The organism is Synechococcus sp. KORDI-52, from assembly GCF_000737595.1.
Lineage (GTDB): Bacteria > Cyanobacteriota > Cyanobacteriia > PCC-6307 > Cyanobiaceae > Parasynechococcus.
On the sequence record NZ_CP006271.1, the window covers coordinates 372,916 to 392,881 of the forward strand.

Below are 19,966 nucleotides of genomic sequence, written 5' to 3' on the forward strand. Positions count from 1 at the left end.
CCAAGGCGTGAGCCATAGCGAGAACCTTTGGAGCTGGAAGGAGCGATCGATTGGCTGGAGCCGGATGGGCGAGGCAGATGCTGAAGAGGCGGTGCTGCTGATCCATGGCTTCGGGGCCAACACCAGCCACTGGCGCTTCAACCAACCGGTGCTGGCGGAGCAAGCTCCTACCTATGCCATTGATCTGCTGGGCTTCGGCCGCAGTGATCAACCCCGGGCCCGCTTGAAGGATGAAGCTGCAAGCGACGATGCGGTGCATTACGGCTTTGATCTCTGGGGTAAGCAAGTCGCCGACTTCTGCCATGAGGTGATCGATCGGCCGGTACGGCTTGTCGGCAATTCGATCGGCGGTGTCGTGGCCCTACGGGCGGCGCAGCTGCTGGGAGAGCATTGCCGAGGTGTGGTGCTGATCGACTGTGCCCAGCGCTTGATGGATGACAAGCAACTGGAAACCCAGCCGGCCTGGATGACATGGATCCGACCCGCGTTGAAGACCCTGGTGCGGCAGCGCTGGCTCAGCACCGCACTGTTCCGCAATGCTGCACGGCCTGGCGTGATCCGCAGCGTGTTGAAGCAGGCTTACCCCAGTGGCGCCAACATCGACGATGAACTGGTGAACCTGCTACTCAAACCCACACAACGGGATGGAGCCACTGAAGCCTTCCGCGGCTTCATCAACCTGTTCGATGACCATTTGGCTCCTCAATTGATGGAGGAGCTGAAAGTTCCGGTGCATCTGATCTGGGGCGCGAAGGATCCCTGGGAGCCGATTGCCGAGGCCAGACGCTGGACACAGACCATCGGGTGTATCGAATCACTGGAGGTGATTCCTGAGGCAGGTCACTGTCCCCATGACGAAGCACCGGATCAGGTGAATCCAGTGCTTCAACGATTGATCAAAACAGCATCAACTCAACAGGCAACGTAGGCCTCCACCTGATCACTCACGCGACGCAGACCAGCCAAACCATCACGCTCCAGATTCCGTACCCGATCGCGGCTCATTCCAAGGATCCTGCCGATGCCGGTGAGACTCATCGGATCTTCACCATCCATGCCGTAACGCATGCGCAGCACCTGCTCCTGCAGATGGGGCAACTGGCCCAAGAGACTACGCAAATCACCCTTAAGACAGTCTTCCTCAACCTGGTCGCTGGGAAGATCTCCTTCACCGGAGAGCAGCTCCAGCAGTTCGGTGTCATCACCATCACCCACCTTCATCTCAAGGCTCACCGGCTGACGAGCACGGCACATGAGGTCCTTGACGTCGTCTTCTGGGAGTTCAACGAACTCGGCCAGCTCAGTGACGGTGGGCGTGCGACCAAGCTCCTGACTCAGCTCCCGCTGGCCTTTCTTGAGCTTGTTCAACATCTCGGTGATGTGAATCGGCAGGCGAATCGTGCGGCTCTTCTCAGCGATGGCCCGGGTGATGCCCTGACGAATCCACCAGTAGGCATATGTGGAAAACTTGTAACCACGGGTGGGATCAAATTTTTCCACTCCGCGGACCAGGCCAATGGTTCCTTCCTGGATCAGATCCAGCAGTTCCATGTTCCGCTTGGTGTACTTCTTGGCCACGCTCACCACCAGTCTCAGGTTGGCAGCCACCATCCGTTCTTTCGCACGACGACCATGTTGCAGCTTGCGCTTGAGCTGCATGGAAGACAGTCCAGAAGCTTTTGCAAGCTTGTCTCGGCTGGGCTTTTCACCTTCCTTGCTCTCCAGTTCAGACTCGAGTGACTCCAGATCCATCAGCTCCTGAACCTGTCGCCCAAGGGTGATCTCCTGCTCATGGGTCAGCAGCGGAACACGGCCGATGTCGCGCAGATAAGAACGGACCAGATCGACGTCAGCCGTAACGGTTTTCGCAGCCTTAGCAGCAGTTTTGGGCTTGGAAGCAGCGGTCGCAGCCGGAGCCATGGGGCGCTTCTTTGAGTTATGTAAAGAGTACTCCTAAGAATCGTTAACAGACTCTCAGAAAGCCAGCAAAGCAAAGAAATGGGTAGAAATACCTGCGGTCTGCAGCAGCTGTGGCAAGTGGATCAGCAGCCATCCCGCTGTCTTCAAGTAGATCAGCGTGCCAGCCACGTCAGTGCAGGTGGTGATGAACGGCGTGGACATCAGCGCTGGATCCAAACCCATGCGGTGAAACAGCAGCGGGAAAGCCGCGCCTGCGGTGGCAGCCAGGGTGGTGATCGCCAGCAGGCTCATCCCCACAGACAGGCCCACCAGGGCGCTTTCCCCTCTCCACCAGGCAAAGGGCAGCACCAACAGCATCATCAACACCCCCAGCAGAGCCCCCGCCATGGCTTCGCGCCCAATGGCACGCCAGGGACCGAGGGCAGAGATGCTCTCGGTGCTCAAACCACGGATCACCACGGTGGAGCTTTGGGCCCCCACATTGCCTCCGGTGCCAACGAGCAAGGGGATAAACGCCGCCAGCAAAACCACCCGCTCCAGCACCTCTTCATTGGAGGCGATCACTTCCGAGGTGAAAAAACTGGCGAGCACCAGCACCGCCAGCCACACCACGCGGCGTCGGGCGACGGTGAACAGATTGCTGCTGAAATAATCATCGTCATCACCGGCCTGAACTGCGCCAGCCGCATAGAGATCACGGGTGGCCTCTTGCTCGATCACATCGATCACGTCGTCCACCGTGACGATGCCCACGAGTCGCTGTTCCCGATCCACCACAGGAACGGCGAGAAAGTCGTAACGCTGAATCGTGCGGGCCACCTTCTCCTGATCGGTGTCGGTGCTGACGCTGAGCACCTCCTCCGTCATCACACCGCCGATGCGGGCCTGGGGGTCAGCTGTCACCAGATCCCTGAGCGACAGAATTCCGCTGAGGCGTCGCTCCGCATCCGTCACGTAGAGGGAATAAATCGTCTCGGTGTCCCGGGCGCGCCGCCGCACGATTTCCAGCGCCACAGCTGCGGTCTGGTTTTCCTTGAGAGCGATGTACTCGGTGGTCATCAAGCGACCGGCCGTCTCAGAGCGGTACCCCAGGAGTTCAGCAGTCACCTTGCGCTCATCCGGGCTGAGCTCACTGAGCAACTGCCGCACCACCTTGGCCGGGAGCTCTTCGAACAAGCGAGCGCGGTCATCCGGAGACATCTCCTCCACCACCTCCCGCATCTCACCAGAACGCAACAGGCTCAGCAGGCTCTGCTGGGTGGCCGTGTCGAGGTACTCATACACACTGATGGCTTCATCCTTGCTGAGCAGGCGAAAGGCGATCGCCTGCAGGTTGACTGGAAGCGTTCCGATCGCTTGAGCGATATCCACCGGCTGAACAGGTTCCAGCAGCAATTTGACGGCGTCGTAATTGCCCGCCTGCAACATCGCGGCGAGCTCGTGGGAGACGGCCTCGGCCAGCAACTCGTGCTCCACGCCCATGCCAGCACTGCTCAGCCCCGATGCCTCCGTCATGCCCCTCCGGCCGGGAGCCCAGTGTATGGCCGTTACAGCCGGTTAACCTCTGCGCTCTATCCCTGTTCCACCATGGCGATCAGCGTCAGTTCCGTCTCCGTCACCACCCCCGACGGCAGCAGCAAATCCCTGGGCGACTACGCCGGCAAGGTGCTGCTGATCGTGAACGTGGCCAGCCGCTGTGGCTTTACCAAACAATACGCCGGCCTCCAGGCCCTGAACGAGGCCTACGCCGCCAAGGGCCTGGCCGTTCTGGGTTTCCCCTGCAACGACTTCGGCGCCCAGGAGCCCGGCAGCCTCGACGAGATCAAGAGCTTCTGCTCCACCACCTACGGCGCCGACTTCGAACTCTTCGAGAAGGTGCACGCCAAGGGCAGCACCACCGAGCCTTACACCACCCTCAATCAAATGGATCCCGCCGGTGATGTGGAGTGGAACTTCGAGAAATTCCTCGTGGGCAAGGACGGCACCGTGATCGCCCGCTTCAAGAGTGGCGTCACACCGGAAGACCTCAAGTCGGCGATTGAGGCGGCCCTGGCGGATTGAGCCGTCGCCCCAGGCTGAACCCAAGGGCTGCGGCACCCAGCCCCAGCCCGAGGGTCAGCCCGATCAAGCCCAAGGCGGCAGCCCAATCTCCGGAACTCAGGTGCTTCATGGCCGCCAGCATCCAGCTGCTGAAGGTGGTGAGCGAGCCACAGAAGCCAATGCCCAGCAGCAACTGCCGCCGCGGTGCGGCGGGAAGCCCGGCCAGCAAGCCCAACAGGGCAGCCCCCAGAACGTTGACCAGCAGGTTCTGATCTCCCAGACGATGAACCACCTGCCAGCGCAGGAGCGCTCCGGGCACGGCGCCCAGCCCCACGAGAAGCAGCTCCTGCAGTTCCAGTTGCAGGCTCGGTTTCGTTTCAGGCATGGGTCCCCAATCCGTAACCAACGGCCGAGGCCAGCAAGCCGGCCCCAATCGAAGCCACCGCCAAGACCAGGGCGGTCAGCGCCTGACCGGCCCGCAGCTCATTGAGGAGTTCCACAGCAAAGGTGGAAAAGGTGCTGAGGCTGCCGAAAAAACCCACTCCCATCAGCAAGGCAATTCCCGTGCTGGCGGTGCAGGTTTCGTTGAGGGCCAGCACCAACCCCAGGGCGAAACAGGCCACCACATTCACCAGAAACGTGCCCCAGTGCTTCTTCGGCACCATCGGCTGAAAGTGGTTCACCACCTTCAAGCGCAGCCAGGCTCCGGGGATCGCCCCGAGACCAACCAACAGGGCATCAGACGCGGAGCCAGCCACGGCGTTGATCTCCGGAAAGGGTTTGCACGTGCAGCCAGTCCTGGCCATCGGCGGCGGACCAACGCCGCAGCAGTCGCAGGGAGGATCCCGCCTTGAGGGTGCCCAGCCTGGGGGCCACCGCCAGGGGGCTGAGCCGCAAAGGCTGATCGGAGCTGATGTGCAGCGGCCCGGAGGCCGCACGACGCCGGGGCTGCGGTTGACGCCGATCCGCACCTCCAGCGGGCAAAGCCGCCGGGGCCATCAGGGCCACCCCCAGCAGCCAACTCCAGCGCAGAACAGGCCCCATCAAATGTCGAGGGCTGCCATGTCCAGCTCGGCGCTGTGGGTTTCGATGAATTCGCGACGGGGCGCCACCTTGTCGCCCATCAGGATCGTGAAGATGCGATCGGCCTCGAGGGCATCCTCGATCTCCACACGCTTCATCGTGCGCGTGGTGGGATCCATGGTGGTTTCCCAGAGCTGCTTGGGCATCATTTCGCCAAGGCCCTTGAAGCGCTGGATCGTGTAGTTGGCCTTCTCGCCGAAGCCCTCCAGGGTCTTCTGCAGATCGCCCTCGTTGTAGCAATAGGTATGGTTCTTGCCGCGCTCCACTTTGTAGAGCGGCGGACAGGCGATGTAGATGTAGCCGCCCTCCACCAGCTCCTTCTGGTAGCGGTAGAAGAAGGTGAGCAGCAGGGTGCGGATGTGGGCGCCGTCCACATCCGCATCGGTCATGATCACGACGCGGTGGTAGCGGAGGTTCTTGACGTCGAAGTCTTCGCCCTTGATCCCCAGGCCCAGGGCGGTGATCAGCGCCTGGATCTCGGTGTTCTTGTAGATCTTGGCGTCGTCGGTTTTCTCGATGTTGAGGATCTTGCCCCGCAGCGGCAGGATCGCCTGGAAGCGCCGGTCACGGCCCTGCTTGGCAGAGCCACCAGCAGAATCGCCCTCCACGATGTAAATCTCGGATTCGCCGGGGTCGCGGGAGCTGCAGTCGGCCAGTTTTCCAGGCAGGGTTGAGCTCTCCAGCACGCTCTTGCGCCGCACCAGTTCGCGGGCCCGGCGAGCGGCTTCCGCCGCATTGAAGGCCTGGATCGCCTTCTCCAGGATCAGACCGATCACGGAGGGATTGAACTCAAGGAACTGGCTGAGGGCTTCACCCACCAGGTTGTCGACGATGCCCCGAACCTCGGTGTTGCCGAGCTTGGTCTTCGTCTGACCTTCGAATTCCGGTTCCGGCACCTTCACCGAAAGCACCGCCGTCAGGCCCTCACGGATGTTTTCCCCCGCCAGGTTGGAATCAGATTCCTTGCGTTTTCCCAGCTTCTTGGCAAAGGCATTGAGGGTGCGGGTGAGCACCGTCTTCAGGCCTTCAATGTGCGTGCCGCCATCCACGGTGCGGATGTTGTTGGCGAAGCCAAGGATGCTGTCGGAGTAGGCATCGGAACACCACTGCAGGGCCGCCTCCACCTGAACGCCATCCTTCTCCGAATTGACATAGATGATGTCGGGATGAAGGGCGTCCTTCTCCTTGTTCATGTAGGAGACGTATTCCTTGATGCCACCTTCGTAGAAGTAAGTCTCCTCATGGGGCTGACCCTCCTCATCCCTGGCCGACTCCCGCTCATCGCGGAACACGATCCGCACGCCGCCATTGAGGTAGGCCAGTTCCCTTAGACGGGCCGAGAGGGTGGCGTAATCAAAAACGATGCCGCCGGTGAAAATGTCGAGGTCGGGCTTGAAGCAGACGGTGGTGCCGGTTTCACCGGACTCCTCTGAAGGTTGCGACTCCGAGGCGAGCGCCCCGATGGCCGCACCACGCTCAAAGCGCTGGCGATGGATCTGACCCTGACGGCGCACCGTCACCTGCACCCATTCGCTCAGCGCATTCACCACGGACACGCCGACGCCGTGCAGACCGCCGGAGACCTTGTACCCCCCGGCGCCGAATTTGCCGCCCGCATGCAGCACGGTGAGCACCGTCTCCAGGGCGCTCTTGCCGGTGCGGGGGTGCACATCCGTGGGAATGCCGCGACCGTTATCGCTCACCGAGGCGGAGCCGTCTTCGCCGAGCACCACCACGATCCGATCGCAATGGCCAGCCAGGGCCTCATCAACCGAGTTGTCAACGACCTCGTACACCAGATGGTGCAAGCCCCGCGGCCCGGTGGAGCCGATGTACATGCCGGGGCGCTTGCGAACGGGCTCAAGCCCTTCCAGCACCTGAATCTGCTCAGCGCCGTAGGCGTTCTGGACCTTGGAAGCGTCGCTCATTCAGAAAGTCTCAAGCCAGGAAACCGGGTCATGGGCGGGCGCAACGGCTCTAAACCTCGACCTGACAATGTCAATCTACCACCGGCTGTCTATAGAGGCTTGCAGAGGCCTCTCAGCGCCCATTCCAAGCCGGGCTGCACCCCCCTCACCCCTTTGAACAGCTCCAACCCCCTGGTGATCACTCTGCTCGGGCCCACCGCCAGCGGCAAGACGGCCCTGGCTCTGGAGATCGCTGAACGGCTGGATCTGCCGGTAATCAACGTGGATTCCCGCCAGCTCTATCGGGAGATGGACATCGGAACCGCCAAGCCGACGGCGGAGCAGCAAGCGCGGGTGCAGCACCATCTGCTCGATCTGCGTGCACCGGACCAGCCAATCACGCTGCAGGAGTTCCAGGCAGCGGCCAATCCCTGCATCAACCGTGAACTGGAGCAACGGGGCATCGCCCTGCTAGTGGGCGGTAGCGGGCTGTATCTCAAAGCACTCACCAGCGGCCTGCAGCCTCCGGCGGTGCCCCCCCAGCCGCAGCTGCGCCAGCAACTGACGGCCCTGGGCCAGGACATCTGCCATCCACTGCTGCAGGCCGCAGACCCCGAGGCCGCCGCCAAGATCGCCCCCGCCGATGCTGTGCGCACCCAGCGGGCCCTAGAAGTGCTCTACGCCTCCGGGCAACCGATGAGCCGCCAGGCCACGGCCACCCCTCCGCCCTGGCGGGTGCTGGAGCTGGGCCTCAATCCCGCCAATCTGCGCCAGCGGATCCAGCAACGCAGCGAGCAGCTTTACACAGAAGGGCTGGTGAACGAGACCCGACACCTGAGCGATCGCTACGGCGCTGATCTACCCCTGCTGCAGACCATCGGCTACGGCGAAGCATTGCAAGTGATCACTGGCAGCCTGAGCACCTCTGAAGCGGTGCGGATCACCAGCCAACGCACCCGCCAGTTCGCCAAACGCCAACGCACCTGGTTCCGACGTCAACACAACCCCAACTGGCTGCCGGACCAGGCAACAGTGACAGATGCGATGACGTTGATCCAGCAGCATCTAAGGTGAAGAATGCAGACGTTGTATTCATCGAAGTTGTCTGCTCCTGTCCCTGTCACCACCTGAATGCCCCCACGTCCCCGTTTTGACCGTCGTGCCCCGGTTCGGGAGCTGCCCAACATCAACGACAGGATCAATTACCCCCAGTTGCGGGTAGTCGACTCAGACGGCGCTCAGCTGGGCGTGATCAGCCGGGACGAAGCCCTGGATGTGGCCCGCGACCGGGAATTGGATCTGGTGTTGGTGAGCGAAAAGGCTGACCCGCCGGTCTGCCGGATCATGGACTACGGCAAGTTCAAGTTCGAGCAAGAAAAGAAAGCCAAAGAGGCCAAGAAGAAGTCGCACCAGACCGAAGTCAAGGAGGTCAAGATGCGCTACAAGATCGATCAGCATGACTACGACGTGCGCATCGGTCAGGCCCAGCGCTTCCTCAAGGCCGGAGACAAGGTGAAGTGCACCGTGATCTTCCGAGGCAGGGAAATTCAGCACACCGCTCTGGCGGAGACCCTGCTGCGGCGCATGGCCAAAGATCTGGAGGAAAAGGCCGAAATCCAGCAGGCGCCCAAACGGGAAGGCCGCAACATGATCATGTTCCTCACCCCCCGCAAAACGCCGCTGGTGAAGAAGGAAGAAAAAGAACAAGCCGCCAATAAGGCCGTACGCACAATTCCGGCACCCCCACGGCCAACGGCCGCCAAGGTGAGCAACCCCCAGGGCTAAATCTCAGGGTCGCCACCAAGGAGCACGTTCCAGCCCTGGGCTGAGGCCTGGGGATCAAAACTGCTGCGTGCTTCGCACATGAAGCCGTGGTCGGCGCCGTCATAGGTCACACAGCGCAAGCGTTCGCCAGCGGGATCGGCCTTGTGCAGGGCTGCCTGAATCGCTGCACGATCTTCTGCAGGGATCAGGGGATCTGCTGTTCCGAACACGCAGGTGAGGCGTGCCTGGATCTCGGGCAACAGAGCCAGGGAAGGCGCACCACCGCCAGGCCGCATCCGGCTGATGCCCGCGCCATAGAAATCAAAAGCGGCCGTCACGCCAGGCAGGGTGGCCGCCAGAAAGGCGGCGTGCCCCCCGAAGCAAAAGCCCACCACATGGATTTCTGCTTGCGGGTGACGGCCGCGCAGCCAGGCCAACGCCGCAGCAACATCACCGAGGATTTGATCAGTGGTTGTGGCGTCCTTGTGGCGTCGACCATGGGCCAGATCGGACGGTTCATAGGCCAACTCCAAATCAGGCGCCGTGCGGGCAAACAAGGGGACAGCGAGGGCCGGATAACCCTGGGCGGCCAGACGCCCCGCCACGCCGCGCACCCAGGCGTTCACGCCGAAGACCTCAGGCAGCACGATATAGACTCGATTTTGAGACGATTTCGACCCAATAACGTTCACACTTGGGTCCAGCTCCGCCCACCAGCAGCGCAGTGGTACGGCCCCATTGGCGAGCCGAATCCAACGGGATGACGGGGAGTTGGAAATTGTCACAGGTCCACAGGACACAGCCCCAATTGTCACCAAGCAATTCGCTCCGTATGGTGGCCGCATTCCGACCTGTCCCACCGGCGTGCGATTCCATATCCAACAGGAAAGCGACATTCCGGCATCGACGCAGCTCTACAACCAGATCTGTTTCGCCATCGCTGCGAGGCATTACCCGCCGGGCCATCGCTTGCCCAGCACCCGCCAGCTGGCAATGCAGACCGGATTGCACCGCAACACGATCAGCAAGGTCTACCGCCAATTGGAAACCGATGGCGTTGTGGAGGCCATGGCCGGCTCCGGCATCTACGTGCGCGACCAGCAGAAACCACGGGAAATCAAAACACCACCGCACATCCGCAATCGCGGTGTCACCGATCTCGACCGAGAAGTGCGCAAATGCGTGGATGGCCTCCTGAATGCAGGCTGCACTCTTCAGCAGACCCGGGAACTGCTGACCCGGGAGATCGACTGGCGCCTGCGCTGCGGCGCCCGCGTGCTGGTGAGCACGCCACGGGAAGACATCGGCGCCTCGATGCTGATTGCCGAGGAACTTGAACCCTGCCTCGACGTCCCCGTGGAAGTAGTGCCGATGGAGGAACTGGAGAGCGTTCTGGAGAACTCCAGCAACGGAACGGTGGTCACCAGCCGCTATTTCCTCCAACCGGTGGAGGAGCTGGCCAAAAAACACAGCGTTCGCGCGGTGGCCGTTGACCTCAACGACTTCCGCCAGGAGCTGGCCATGCTCAAGGAGCTGCGCCCCGGAAGCTGCGTGGGCCTGGTGAGCATCAGCCCCGGCATCCTGCGAGCCGCCGAAGTGATTTTGCACTCGATGCGCGGCAACGAGTTGCTGCTGATGACCGCCACACCGGATGTGGGCAGCCGCCTGCTGGCCCTGCTGCGGGCCTCCAGCCACGTGCTCTGCGATCGCCCCAGCCTGCCCCTGGTGGAGCAGAGCCTGCGCCAGAACCGCTCACAGCTGATGCGGATGCCGCAGGTGCATTGCGCCGAGAGCTACCTCAGCACCGATACGATCGACCTGCTCCGCAAGGAGATCGGCCTGCAGATCCCGGCCGCCGCCAGCTGAACCCCCTGCGATGTTTGATCACATCCGTGCCGACCTCGCGATCATCCGCGAGCGCGATCCGGCTGCTCGTGGCTGGCTGGAGATCCTGTTTTGTTATCCCGGCTTCCAGGCGATCAGCCTGCACCGGATCAGCCATCGCCTCTGGACCTGCCGTCTGCCCCTGAAGCTGGCCGCCCGTTGCCTCAGCCAGCTCGGCCGTTCCCTCACCGGCATTGAAATCCACCCCGGCGCCCGCATCGGCCCCAGCGTGTTCATCGACCACGGCATGGGCGTGGTGATCGGCGAAACCGCCGAAATCGGTGCCCGCTGCCTGCTTTACCAAGGGGTGACCCTGGGGGGCACGGGCAAGGAACACGGCAAACGCCACCCCACACTGGCCGAAAACGTTGTGGTGGGAGCAGGTGCCAAGGTGTTGGGGGCGATCACGATCGGCACCAACACCCGCATCGGTGCTGGATCGGTGGTGGTCCGGGATGTGGAGAGCGACTGCACGGTGGTGGGCATTCCTGGGCGCGTAATCCACCAGAGCGGTGTACGAATCAACCCCCTAGCTCACTCAGCTCTGCCGGATGCAGAAGCAAACGTGATCCGCAACCTGATGGAGAGAATCGATGAACTGGAGAACAGCGTGGGGAACCTGCAACGCTGCCTGCGGGAGGTGGCGGAGGGCCGAGCGCTGCGGGAGGTGTGCCGCGGCGAAGCCCAAAACCTCAAGGACCGCGAAATCCTGGAATTTTTAGGCGACAACAACGGATGATCGGGCGTTGAACCTCCACGATCAAACCTTAAAAATCACCACCCAAAACAAACCATCAAACACAAAGAGTGAGCGCCAGAAACCAGTAGCAGCCTGGCGAACGACAGCAAACGCTAATTTAATATTACTGAAAAGGTGAAACTTTTAATTTCACAATGGTCAACAGCTTGTCGGCACCACTGGAGCGTAAATCACTCCATTCACACATCCAATCTCTCTTGAATCAAGACTGCCCTTGAGGGCTCGCCGGCTGAAACATGAACATGGAATAAATCACATTCCGGCGCATGTTCGTCATCATCTCCAGGAACATGTCGTATCCCTCGTTCTTGTATTCGATCAAAGGATCCTTCTGGCCGTAACCACGTAGGCCCACCGATTCACGCAGGGCATCCATGGCCTGAAGATGTTCGCGCCAGAGGGTATCGATCTGCTGAAGGATGAAGAAGCGCTCGGCCTCCCGCATCAGCCCCGGGCGTTGCTGTTCGATCTGTCCCTCCTTCAGGTCGTAGGCGTTGCGCAGTTGCTCCTGCAAGAAGGCCTTGAGTTCCTCCATGCCGAGACCCTGCAGCTGATCAGGGGTGAGGTCTTCCAGCAAGTAGATGAACTCCTTCACCTTGCCCACCAGCTGGTCGAGATCCCATTCCTCGGGCGGTAGGTCGGGATTCACATAAGCCTCAACGATCTCTCCCATCGTGCGCTCGCCATAACCAATCACCTGTTTTTTGAGCGCTCGTCCATCCAACACACGCCGCCGCTCGGAATACACCGCACGTCGCTGATTGTTCATGACCTCGTCGTACTCGAACACCTGTTTGCGGATGTCGTAGTAATAGGTTTCCACCTTCTTCTGAGCCCCCTCCAGCGATCGGGTGAGCATGCCGGATTCAATCGGCATGTCTTCCTCCACACGGAAGGCATTCATCAGACCGGCAACGCGGTCACCCCCGAAGATCCGCAGCAGGTTGTCTCCCAACGAGAGGAAAAAGCGGGTGGATCCAGGATCGCCCTGGCGACCCGCCCGGCCCCGAAGCTGGTTGTCCACCCGGCGGGACTCATGCCGTTCGGTGCCGATCACATGCAAGCCACCGGCCTCGCGAACTCGGCTTTCCTCCTGCTTCACCACCGCGTCGTATTCGCCCTTCACCCGGGCGATCGCCTCACGCAGGGCCTGAATCTGAGGGTCATCGGTGGGGGCTTTCTCAGCAGCAGTGGCGATGCGCTCCTCCAGCTCAATCACAGTGAGGGCCCGGTCACCCCAAGCCTTGACCAGATCGCGGGCCAGCTGGCCGAGGGCTTGATCGGCATCGTCAGTGAGAGAACAGGGATAGAGGCTCTCACCAGCGCGGGGAAGCGATGGCGCCGCTGCATCAGCGAATCCACCAGCAGTACTGCGCTGCATCGGCACCGGCGGCTTGTGGTCGTCCTCCGGCTTCACCAGACGGCCCAGCAACACCTCCCGCAACTTCAGGCGAGCCATGTAGTCGCTGTTGCCGCCAAGGATGATGTCGGTGCCCCGGCCCGCCATGTTGGTGGCGATGGTCACGGCTCCGGCACGACCGGCCTGAGCCACGATCTCCGATTCGCGCTCCACGTTCTCAGGCTTGGCGTTCAGCAGGTTGTGGGGGATCTCCTGCTCCGCTAACAGCGAGCTCAGCAACTCGCTTTTCTCCACTGAGGTGGTGCCCACCAGCACCGGCCGGCCGTTCTTGTGGATCTCAGCTGTTTCGTTGGCCACAGCCCGCCACTTGGCGGCTTCGGTTTTGTACACCTGATCGGCCCAGTCTTGGCGGGCCCGAACCCGATTGGTGGGGACGATAGTGGTTTCGAGTTTGTAGGTCTTCTCGAACTCCACCTCTTCTGTTTTGGCCGTACCGGTCATGCCGGCCAAACGGGGATACAGCAGGAAGAAGTTCTGGTAGGTGATCGAAGCGAGGGTCTGCGTTTCCGGTTGGATCGGAAGGGCCTCCTTGGCCTCGATGGCCTGGTGCTGACCGTCACTCCAACGGCGGCCCGGCATCACCCGGCCGGTGAACTCATCGACGATCACCGCCTCGCCATCGCGCACGATGTAGTTCACATCCTTCACGAACAGCTCCTTGGCCTTGAGGGCGTTGGTGATGTAGTGGGCCCAGGGGTCTTGGGGGTTGAACAGATCCGCCACCCCGAGCATCTGTTCGGCCTTGGCGAAGCCTTCATCGGTGAGGGTGCAGCTGCGCTGCTTTTCATCCACCTCGTAGTCACCTTCAGGATCGATGCCGTCTTTGCCCAACTCAGCGGCGCGAGCCAGGGCATTGGCCACCTCGGCCGCCTGCTGATATTTCTCCTGAGGACGTTCCACCTGACCGGAAATGATCAGTGGCGTTCGAGCTTCGTCGATCAGGATCGAATCGACCTCATCGATCACGCAGTACTGGAACTCCCGCTGCACCACCTCCGAGATGTCTGCGGCCATGTTGTCGCGCAGATAGTCGAAGCCCAGCTCTGAGTTTGTGGCGTAAGTGATGTCGCAGTTGTAGTTGCGCCGGCGTTCCTCAGGACGCATGTCCTGCTGGATAAGACCAACGGAAAGACCGAGAAAGCGATGCACCTGACCCATCCATTCGGCATCGCGGCGTGCCAGGTAATCGTTCACCGTCACCACATGAACGCCCCTTCCGGTAAGGGCATTGAGATAGCTGGGAAGGGTCGCCACCAGGGTTTTGCCTTCTCCTGTTTTCATCTCGGCGATCTGTCCCTCGTGCAGCACCATGCCTCCGATCAGCTGCACATCGAAATGACGCATCCCCAGCACCCGCTTGCCGGCTTCGCGAACGACGGCGAAGGCTTCGGGAAGGATCTCGTCAAGGATCGGTCGCTGGTTCTGCAGCGATCCGGCATTGGCCAAACGCTCCTGGAAGGCAGCGGTTTTGCCACGTAACTCATCGTCGGAGAGCGGAGCGATCTCCTCTTCGAGCAACTGGATGTCCGAAACGATCGGCTGGTAACGCTTCAGCTTGCGGGCATTGGGATCACCCAGCAGGAGCTTGAGCATGGAAAGCGGCAACCGAATCGGGTGCAGCCTAATGGAGGCTCACTCGCAGAAGGCCCTTCTGGACTGGGATCTGAATCAAGCGGATGAAGAGATTCGAACTCTCGACCCTCTCCTTGGCAAGGAGATGCTCTACCACTGAGCTACATCCGCAGTTGTCGACGCGGGCGTGTCCCTGACGACGTGATGACTCTGCCTTACCGAGGGACCAAAGGTCAATTGCCAGCGGATGCCACCGTGGATTTCAACGGGAGCCGGCCATCTTCTGCCGCAGTTGCTTCACCCGATCCCGCAGGTTGGCGGCTTCTTCGAAATCGAGCTTCTTGGCCGCCTCCTTCATCTTGGCCTCGAGCTGATCGATCAATTCCGGCAGCGCCTCCAGCGCGAGGCCGGCATCGGGATCGTTCTCCAAGGCCTTGGCGGCCTTGCCCACCACCTCCACCAGATCCGCGTCCGGTCCATCCTGCTTCAACTTCCGGGACAACTCCAGGAAATTGAGGATCGAATTGCTGGCCTTCTTGCCGGCCGCCGTGGGCACCACGCCGTGCTTCTCGTTGTAGGTCTGCTGAATGGCGCGGCGCCGCTCCGTTTCGGAGATGGCCTTGGCCATCGAATCGGTCATGTTGTCGGCGTAGAGCAGCGCCACCCCCTCCACGTGGCGAGCGGCCCGGCCGATGGTCTGGATCAGGGAGCGCTCGGCCCGCAGAAAGCCTTCCTTGTCGGCATCGAGGATCGCCACCAGGCTCACCTCCGGCAGGTCCAGACCCTCCCGCAGCAGGTTCACCCCCACCAGCACGTCGTATTCCCCCAACCGCAGGTCTTGGATGATCTCGATCCGCTCGATCGAGTGGATCTCCGAGTGCAAATAACGCACCCGCACCTCGTTCTCCGCCAGATAGTCGGTGAGATCTTCCGCCATCCGCTTGGTGAGGGTGGTCACCAAGACCCGCTGGTTTTTGCTGGCCCGGTCTCGGATCTCCCCGAGCAGATCGTCCACCTGGCCCGTGGTGGGCCGCACCTCCACCACCGGATCAAGAACCCCGGTGGGGCGGATCACCTGCTCAGCCACCTCACCGCCGCTCACATCCATCTCCCAGTCCCCCGGGGTGGCTGAGACGAACACCGTCTGGTGTGCCTTCTCCCAGAACTCGGCGCCCTTCAACGGCCGATTGTCGGCGGCACTGGGCAAACGGAAACCATGCTCGATTAGCACCTTCTTGCGGGCCTGGTCGCCGTTGTACATCGCCTGCAACTGCGAGCAGGTGACGTGGCTCTCATCCACGATCAGCAGCCAGTCGTCCGGGAAATAATCAATCAGGCACTCCGGCGGCGTGCCCTCTTCGCGGCCGGCCAGATGGCGGGCGTAGTTCTCCACCCCATTGCAGTAGCCCACCTGGCCCAGCATCTCCAGGTCGTACTTGGTGCGCTGCTCCAACCGCTGGGCCTCCAGCAACTTGCCTTCGCCGTTGAGCACATCCAGCCGCTCCCGCAGCTCTGAGCGGATGGCACTGATCGCCGAATCCAGACGGTCTTTGGGCGTCACAAAGTGCTTGGCCGGGTAGATGTTCACCGCATCCATGCTTTGCAGGATCTCGCCGGTGGTGGGATCGACATAGCGGATCGCCTCCACCTCGTCGCCGAACAGTTCGATCCGCACCAGCCGGTCTTCGTAGGCGGGGCCGATCTCCAGCACATCCCCCTTCATGCGGAAACGACCGCGGGCGATTTCGGTGTCGTTGCGGCTGTACTGGTTGTTCACCAGCTCCCGCAGCTGGCTCCTGATGTTGAGGGTCTCGCCCACCTCGAACTTCACCGCCGCCTTGAGGTATTCACTCGGAATGCCCAGGCCGTAGATGCAGCTGATCGAGGCCACCACGATCACGTCGCGCCGTTCGAACAATGAGCGCGTCGCCGAGTGACGCAGCATGTCGATCTCCTCGTTGATCGACGCCGTCTTGGCGATGTAGGTGTCGCTGACCGGAACGTAAGCCTCCGGCTGGTAGTAGTCGTAATAGGAAATGAAGTATTCAACGGCGTTCTCCGGGAAGAACTCCCGCAACTCGTTGCAGAGCTGGGCCGCCAGGGTTTTGTTGTGAGCCAGCACCAAGGCCGGCCTGCCGGTCTGGGCGATGACGTTGGCCATCGTGAACGTCTTGCCCGTCCCCGTCGCCCCCAGCAGGGTCTGATAGCGCTCGCCACTGTTCACCCCCGCCACCAGCTGCTTGATCGCGGTCGGCTGGTCGCCCTTGGGGGAATAAGGAGCCGTGAGGTCGTAGGCAGGCATGGGTGCGGGGCCAGACGGCGGCTGTCAATTATCGCCGGGGAGCAAGATGAAGTGCTGCGGCTCCCCGACCCGTGACCCCGATCCGGCTGGTTCACCATGCCCCCGGTGCCCCAGGCTTGCGCTGGCTCGGCCTCGGGCCGGATCTGCGCCCCGGCAGGGCGCTGCTGAAGCTGCAACGGCTGTTCGATCGCCATGCCTTCTGGGCTCGCGGCCGTAGCTTTTCCCAGCTGCGGCGATTGCTGGCCGGCAGCGACGCCGTGGTGAGCCTCTGGCGGGGCAAGCGGCTGGTGGGCTTCGGCCGGGCCACCTCCGATGGCTTCAGCCGGGCTGTGCTCTGGGACATCGTCGTGGCCGGCGATCTGCAGGGCCATGGCCTGGGCCGCCGGGTGATCGAAGAACTTCTCCACACCCCGCCGGTGGTGGGCGTGGAACGGGTGTATCTGATGACCACCAAGAGTGCGGGCTTCTACCGGCAACTGGGCTTCCAGGATGCGAACCCCCAGCAATTGATGGTGCTGCGCCGCTGAGGCATCTCAATTCTGTTAAGCCCGGTACGATCCGGATCCGTCAGATCAGCCGATGCCCCGGTCCGCGTCCCAGCCCCCTGACGACGCCCTGCAGGGCAATCTGTTTGGCGCTCCCGAACCAGCAACGCCGGCTGCGCCCGGCAGCGAACCTGAGGCGGCCAGCCACGACCTCAGCGACGACGAACTCGGGGCCGATGCCGCCGCACGGCCCCGCCAGCGCCAGGCCCCATCAACTGACAGCAGCGCTGAGACCCCAGGGGCCAGCGATCCCGAACCCAGCAGCGACGAACCGGCCTGGGCCCACCACAGCCAGCTGGATCCGCTGGAGCTCACGCCGATGCTGCGCCACTACGTGGAGCTCAAAGCGGCCCATCCCGAACGGGTGCTGCTCTACCGCCTGGGCGACTTCTTCGAGTGCTTCTTCGAGGACGCGATCGAGCTCTCCCGGGTGCTGGAGCTCACCCTCACCGGCAAGGAGGGCGGCAAGGCGATCGGCCGGGTGCCGATGGCGGGCATCCCCCACCACGCCGCTGAGCGCTACTGCGCCGAACTGATCAAGCAGGGCTACAGCGTGGCCCTCTGCGATCAACTGGAAACCACTCCCACCAAGGGCGCCCTGCTCAAGCGGGACATCACCCGGGTGCTGACCCCTGGCACGGTGCTGGAGGAGGGCATGCTCAGCGCCCGCCGGAACAACTGGCTGGCGGCGGTGGTGGTGGAGCCGGCCGAGGGGAAACAACCGCTGCGCTGGGGCCTGGCCAGCGCTGATGTGAGCACCGGCGAGGTGCAGGTGATGCAGCGGGAGGAGAGCAGCGCCCTGCACCAGCAACTGGCCCAGCAGGAGGCCTCCGAACTGCTCTGGGCCGCCGCCCTCGATGCTGAGCGGCCGGCCTGGTGCCCGGAACGGTTGCGACTGACGCCGATGGCCAGCACCCCCTTCAGCCCAGCGGACGCGGAGCGCACCCTGCAACAGCACTACGGGCTCAGCAGCCTCGATGGCCTGGGCCTGCCGGAACAGCCCTTGGCCCTGCAGGCCCTCGGCGGCCTGCTGCGCTACCTGCAGGACACCCAACCCCTGGAGGAAGAAAGCCGCATTCCCCTGGAGGTGCCGGCGATCGTGCACCGCGGCGATGCCCTGGTGCTGGATGCCCAGACCCGCCGCAACCTCGAGCTCACCGCCACCCAGCGCGACAACCAGTTGCAGGGGTCGCTGCTCTGGGCGATCGATCGCACCCTCACCGCCATGGGCGGCCGTTGCCTGCGCCGCTGGCTGGAAGCACCGTTGATGGACCGCCAAGCCATTCAGCAGCGCCAGGATCTGGTGAGCAGCCTGGTGGGGGAGCGCAGCCTGCGGCTGGCCATCCGTCAGCTGCTGCGGCCGATGGGCGACCTGGAGCGGCTGGCCGGCCGGGCCGGAGCGGGCCACGCCGGTGCCCGTGATCTGGTAGCTATCGCTGATGGCCTGGAACGGTTACCCCAGCTCACCGCGCGGCTGAAATCTGCGATCAGCTCGGGGCCGGAGTGGCTGGAGCAACTGCTCAGCCCCGATCCAGCCCTGGCCGAGCTGGCCCGAACGATTCGCCACAAGCTGGTGGAGGCCCCACCGCTCTCCCTCTCCGAGGGAGATCTGATCCATGACGGCGTCGACCCGCTGCTGGATGGGTTGCGGAACCAGCTGGACGATCAGGACGCCTGGCTCAGCCACCAGGAGCAACAGGAGCGCCAACGCAGTGGCATCAGCACCCTGAAGCTGCAGCACCACCGCACCTTCGGCTATTTCCTGGCGGTGAGCAAAGCCAAAGCCACCGCCGTTCCAGACCACTGGATCCGGCGCCAGACCCTGGCCAACGAGGAACGCTTCATCACTCCGGAGCTCAAAGAGCGAGAGGGGCGCATCTTCCAGCTGCGGGCCCGGGCTTGCCAACGGGAATACGAGCTGTTCTGCCAGCTGCGGGACGAGGTGGGGGCCATGGCTGCACCAATTCGCCAGGCTGCCCGCGCCGTCGCGGCCCTCGATGCCCTCACGGGCCTCGCCGACGTGGCCGCCAGCGGTGGCTACTGCGCACCAACCATCACCGACGGCCGGGGGCTGCAGCTGGAGGCCAGCCGCCATCCAGTGGTGGAGCAGCGGTTGGTGGAAACTGCGTTCACCCCCAATGATGTGCTGCTCGGTGATGGCACCGATCTGGTGGTGCTCACGGGCCCCAACGCGAGTGGCAAGAGCTGCTACCTACGCCAGATCGGCCTGATCCAGTTGATGGCCCAGATCGGCAGCTGGGTGCCGGCACGATCCGCGACTGTCGGCATCGCCGATCGGATCTTCACCCGGGTGGGTGCCGTGGATGATCTGGCCGCCGGCCAGTCCACCTTCATGGTGGAGATGGCCGAAACCGCCAACATCCTGCACCACGCCAGCGATCGTTCCCTGGTGCTGCTCGATGAGATCGGGCGTGGCACCGCCACCTTCGATGGCCTCTCGATCGCCTGGGCCGTGAGCGAGCACCTGGCCGGCGACCTGGGCAGCCGCACCGTGTTCGCCACCCATTATCACGAGCTGAACAACCTGGCCTCTGAACGCGACAACGTGGCCAACTTCCAGGTGCTGGTGGAGGAAACCGGTGAGGATCTGGTCTTCCTCCATCAGGTGCAGGCCGGCGGCGCCAGCCGCAGCTACGGCATCGAAGCGGCGCGACTCGCCGGTGTTCCCAAGCCCGTGGTGAAACGGGCCCGCCAGGTGCTGGATCAACTGGCGGCCTAATCACTCAATCGATCAGCTCATCACTCCCA

General features: G+C 62.6%; 17 protein-coding genes and 1 tRNA gene. 8 read left to right on the forward strand and 10 right to left on the reverse strand.

The genetic code is table 11. The features are described from left to right. Positions 1-64 precede the first annotated feature (64 nt). Positions 65-928 carry an alpha/beta fold hydrolase gene (locus tag KR52_RS01925; protein ID WP_051834249.1) on the forward strand — a complete coding sequence of 288 codons (864 nt, stop codon included), beginning with the start codon at positions 65-67 and terminating at the stop codon, positions 926-928. On the opposite strand, the gene KR52_RS01930 is transcribed toward KR52_RS01925, so the two are convergent. Continuing rightward, the gene (locus KR52_RS01930; protein WP_038551769.1) at positions 913-1,920 is read right to left on the reverse strand and encodes an RpoD/SigA family RNA polymerase sigma factor; all 1,008 of its coding nucleotides are present in this window, start codon (positions 1,918-1,920) and stop codon (positions 913-915) included. The two genes, KR52_RS01925 and KR52_RS01930, sit on opposite strands and share 16 nt — an antisense overlap. Positions 1,921-1,974: 54 nt before the next feature. Then, a complete protein-coding gene (gene mgtE / locus KR52_RS01935) occupies positions 1,975-3,435 on the reverse strand; it encodes a magnesium transporter (protein ID WP_038551772.1) in 1,461 nt (486 codons plus the stop codon). A 72-nt stretch (positions 3,436-3,507) separates the two neighbouring features. On the opposite strand from mgtE, the gene KR52_RS01940 reads away from it, so the two are divergent. Continuing rightward, on the forward strand, positions 3,508-3,981 hold the full coding sequence (locus KR52_RS01940) for a glutathione peroxidase (RefSeq protein WP_038556716.1): 474 nt from the start codon (positions 3,508-3,510) through the stop codon (positions 3,979-3,981). Here KR52_RS01940 and KR52_RS01945 read toward each other — a convergent pair. The 4 genes from KR52_RS01945 to gyrB are packed head-to-tail and all read right to left on the reverse strand — an operon-like array spanning position 3,947 to position 6,971. Further along, positions 3,947-4,345, reverse strand: a complete 399-nt coding sequence (locus KR52_RS01945; RefSeq protein WP_038551774.1) for a CrcB family protein — start codon at positions 4,343-4,345, stop codon at positions 3,947-3,949. The two genes, KR52_RS01940 and KR52_RS01945, sit on opposite strands and share 35 nt — an antisense overlap. After that, positions 4,338-4,718, reverse strand: a complete 381-nt coding sequence (locus tag KR52_RS01950) for a CrcB family protein (RefSeq protein WP_038551777.1) — start codon at positions 4,716-4,718, stop codon at positions 4,338-4,340. Before KR52_RS01950 ends, KR52_RS01945 begins: the two co-directional genes overlap by 8 nt. Then, positions 4,699-5,004, reverse strand: a complete 306-nt coding sequence (locus KR52_RS01955; RefSeq protein ID WP_038551779.1) for a hypothetical protein — start codon at positions 5,002-5,004, stop codon at positions 4,699-4,701. The genes KR52_RS01950 and KR52_RS01955 overlap by 20 nt, the downstream gene beginning before the upstream one ends. After that, a complete protein-coding gene (gene gyrB, locus KR52_RS01960) occupies positions 5,004-6,971 on the reverse strand; it encodes a DNA topoisomerase (ATP-hydrolyzing) subunit B (protein ID WP_038551782.1) in 1,968 nt (655 codons plus the stop codon). Before gyrB ends, KR52_RS01955 begins: the two co-directional genes overlap by 1 nt. A gap of 153 nt (positions 6,972-7,124) precedes the next feature. Between gyrB and miaA the strand changes: the two genes are divergently transcribed. Both miaA and infC read left to right on the forward strand, forming a co-directional pair. Beyond that, entirely contained in the window at positions 7,125-8,024 is a 900-nt protein-coding gene (miaA, locus tag KR52_RS01965) for a tRNA (adenosine(37)-N6)-dimethylallyltransferase MiaA (RefSeq protein WP_038556719.1), read from the forward strand. A gap of 57 nt (positions 8,025-8,081) precedes the next feature. After that, entirely contained in the window at positions 8,082-8,735 is a 654-nt protein-coding gene (gene infC / locus KR52_RS01970; RefSeq protein WP_038551784.1) for a translation initiation factor IF-3, read from the forward strand. Here infC and KR52_RS01975 read toward each other — a convergent pair. Continuing rightward, positions 8,732-9,559, reverse strand: a complete 828-nt coding sequence (locus tag KR52_RS01975) for a dienelactone hydrolase family protein (RefSeq protein ID WP_051834250.1) — start codon at positions 9,557-9,559, stop codon at positions 8,732-8,734. The two genes, infC and KR52_RS01975, sit on opposite strands and share 4 nt — an antisense overlap. 19 nt (positions 9,560-9,578) lie before the next feature. On the opposite strand from KR52_RS01975, the gene KR52_RS01980 reads away from it, so the two are divergent. Both KR52_RS01980 and cysE read left to right on the forward strand, forming a co-directional pair. Next, entirely contained in the window at positions 9,579-10,580 is a 1,002-nt protein-coding gene (locus tag KR52_RS01980; RefSeq protein ID WP_038556721.1) for a GntR family transcriptional regulator, read from the forward strand. A 10-nt stretch (positions 10,581-10,590) separates the two neighbouring features. Next, positions 10,591-11,337 (forward strand): serine O-acetyltransferase, encoded by a 747-nt coding sequence (gene cysE / locus KR52_RS01985; RefSeq protein ID WP_038551790.1) that lies wholly within the window; start codon positions 10,591-10,593, stop codon positions 11,335-11,337. A gap of 223 nt (positions 11,338-11,560) precedes the next feature. Here cysE and secA read toward each other — a convergent pair whose 3' ends face one another. The 3 genes from secA to uvrB all read right to left on the reverse strand — a co-directional run bounded on the left by secA (position 11,561) and on the right by uvrB (position 16,652). Continuing rightward, on the reverse strand, positions 11,561-14,371 hold the full coding sequence (secA, locus tag KR52_RS01990) for a preprotein translocase subunit SecA (protein WP_038556724.1): 2,811 nt from the start codon (positions 14,369-14,371) through the stop codon (positions 11,561-11,563). Positions 14,372-14,449: 78 nt separating this feature from the next. Continuing rightward, a tRNA-Gly gene (locus tag KR52_RS01995) sits at positions 14,450-14,521 on the reverse strand. Positions 14,522-14,612: 91 nt separating this feature from the next. Then, positions 14,613-16,652, reverse strand: coding sequence for an excinuclease ABC subunit UvrB (gene uvrB / locus KR52_RS02000; RefSeq protein ID WP_038551792.1), 2,040 nt, complete (start codon positions 16,650-16,652; stop codon positions 14,613-14,615). Between the two features lie 71 nt (positions 16,653-16,723). Here uvrB and KR52_RS02005 point away from each other — a divergent pair, with 71 nt between their 5' ends. Together KR52_RS02005 and mutS are read left to right on the forward strand one after the other, a co-directional pair. Continuing rightward, on the forward strand, positions 16,724-17,179 hold the full coding sequence (locus KR52_RS02005; RefSeq protein ID WP_038551795.1) for a GNAT family N-acetyltransferase: 456 nt from the start codon (positions 16,724-16,726) through the stop codon (positions 17,177-17,179). A 52-nt stretch (positions 17,180-17,231) separates the two neighbouring features. Beyond that, positions 17,232-19,937 (forward strand): DNA mismatch repair protein MutS, encoded by a 2,706-nt coding sequence (gene mutS / locus KR52_RS02010; RefSeq protein WP_038551797.1) that lies wholly within the window; start codon positions 17,232-17,234, stop codon positions 19,935-19,937. Positions 19,938-19,966: the final 29 nt, after the last annotated feature.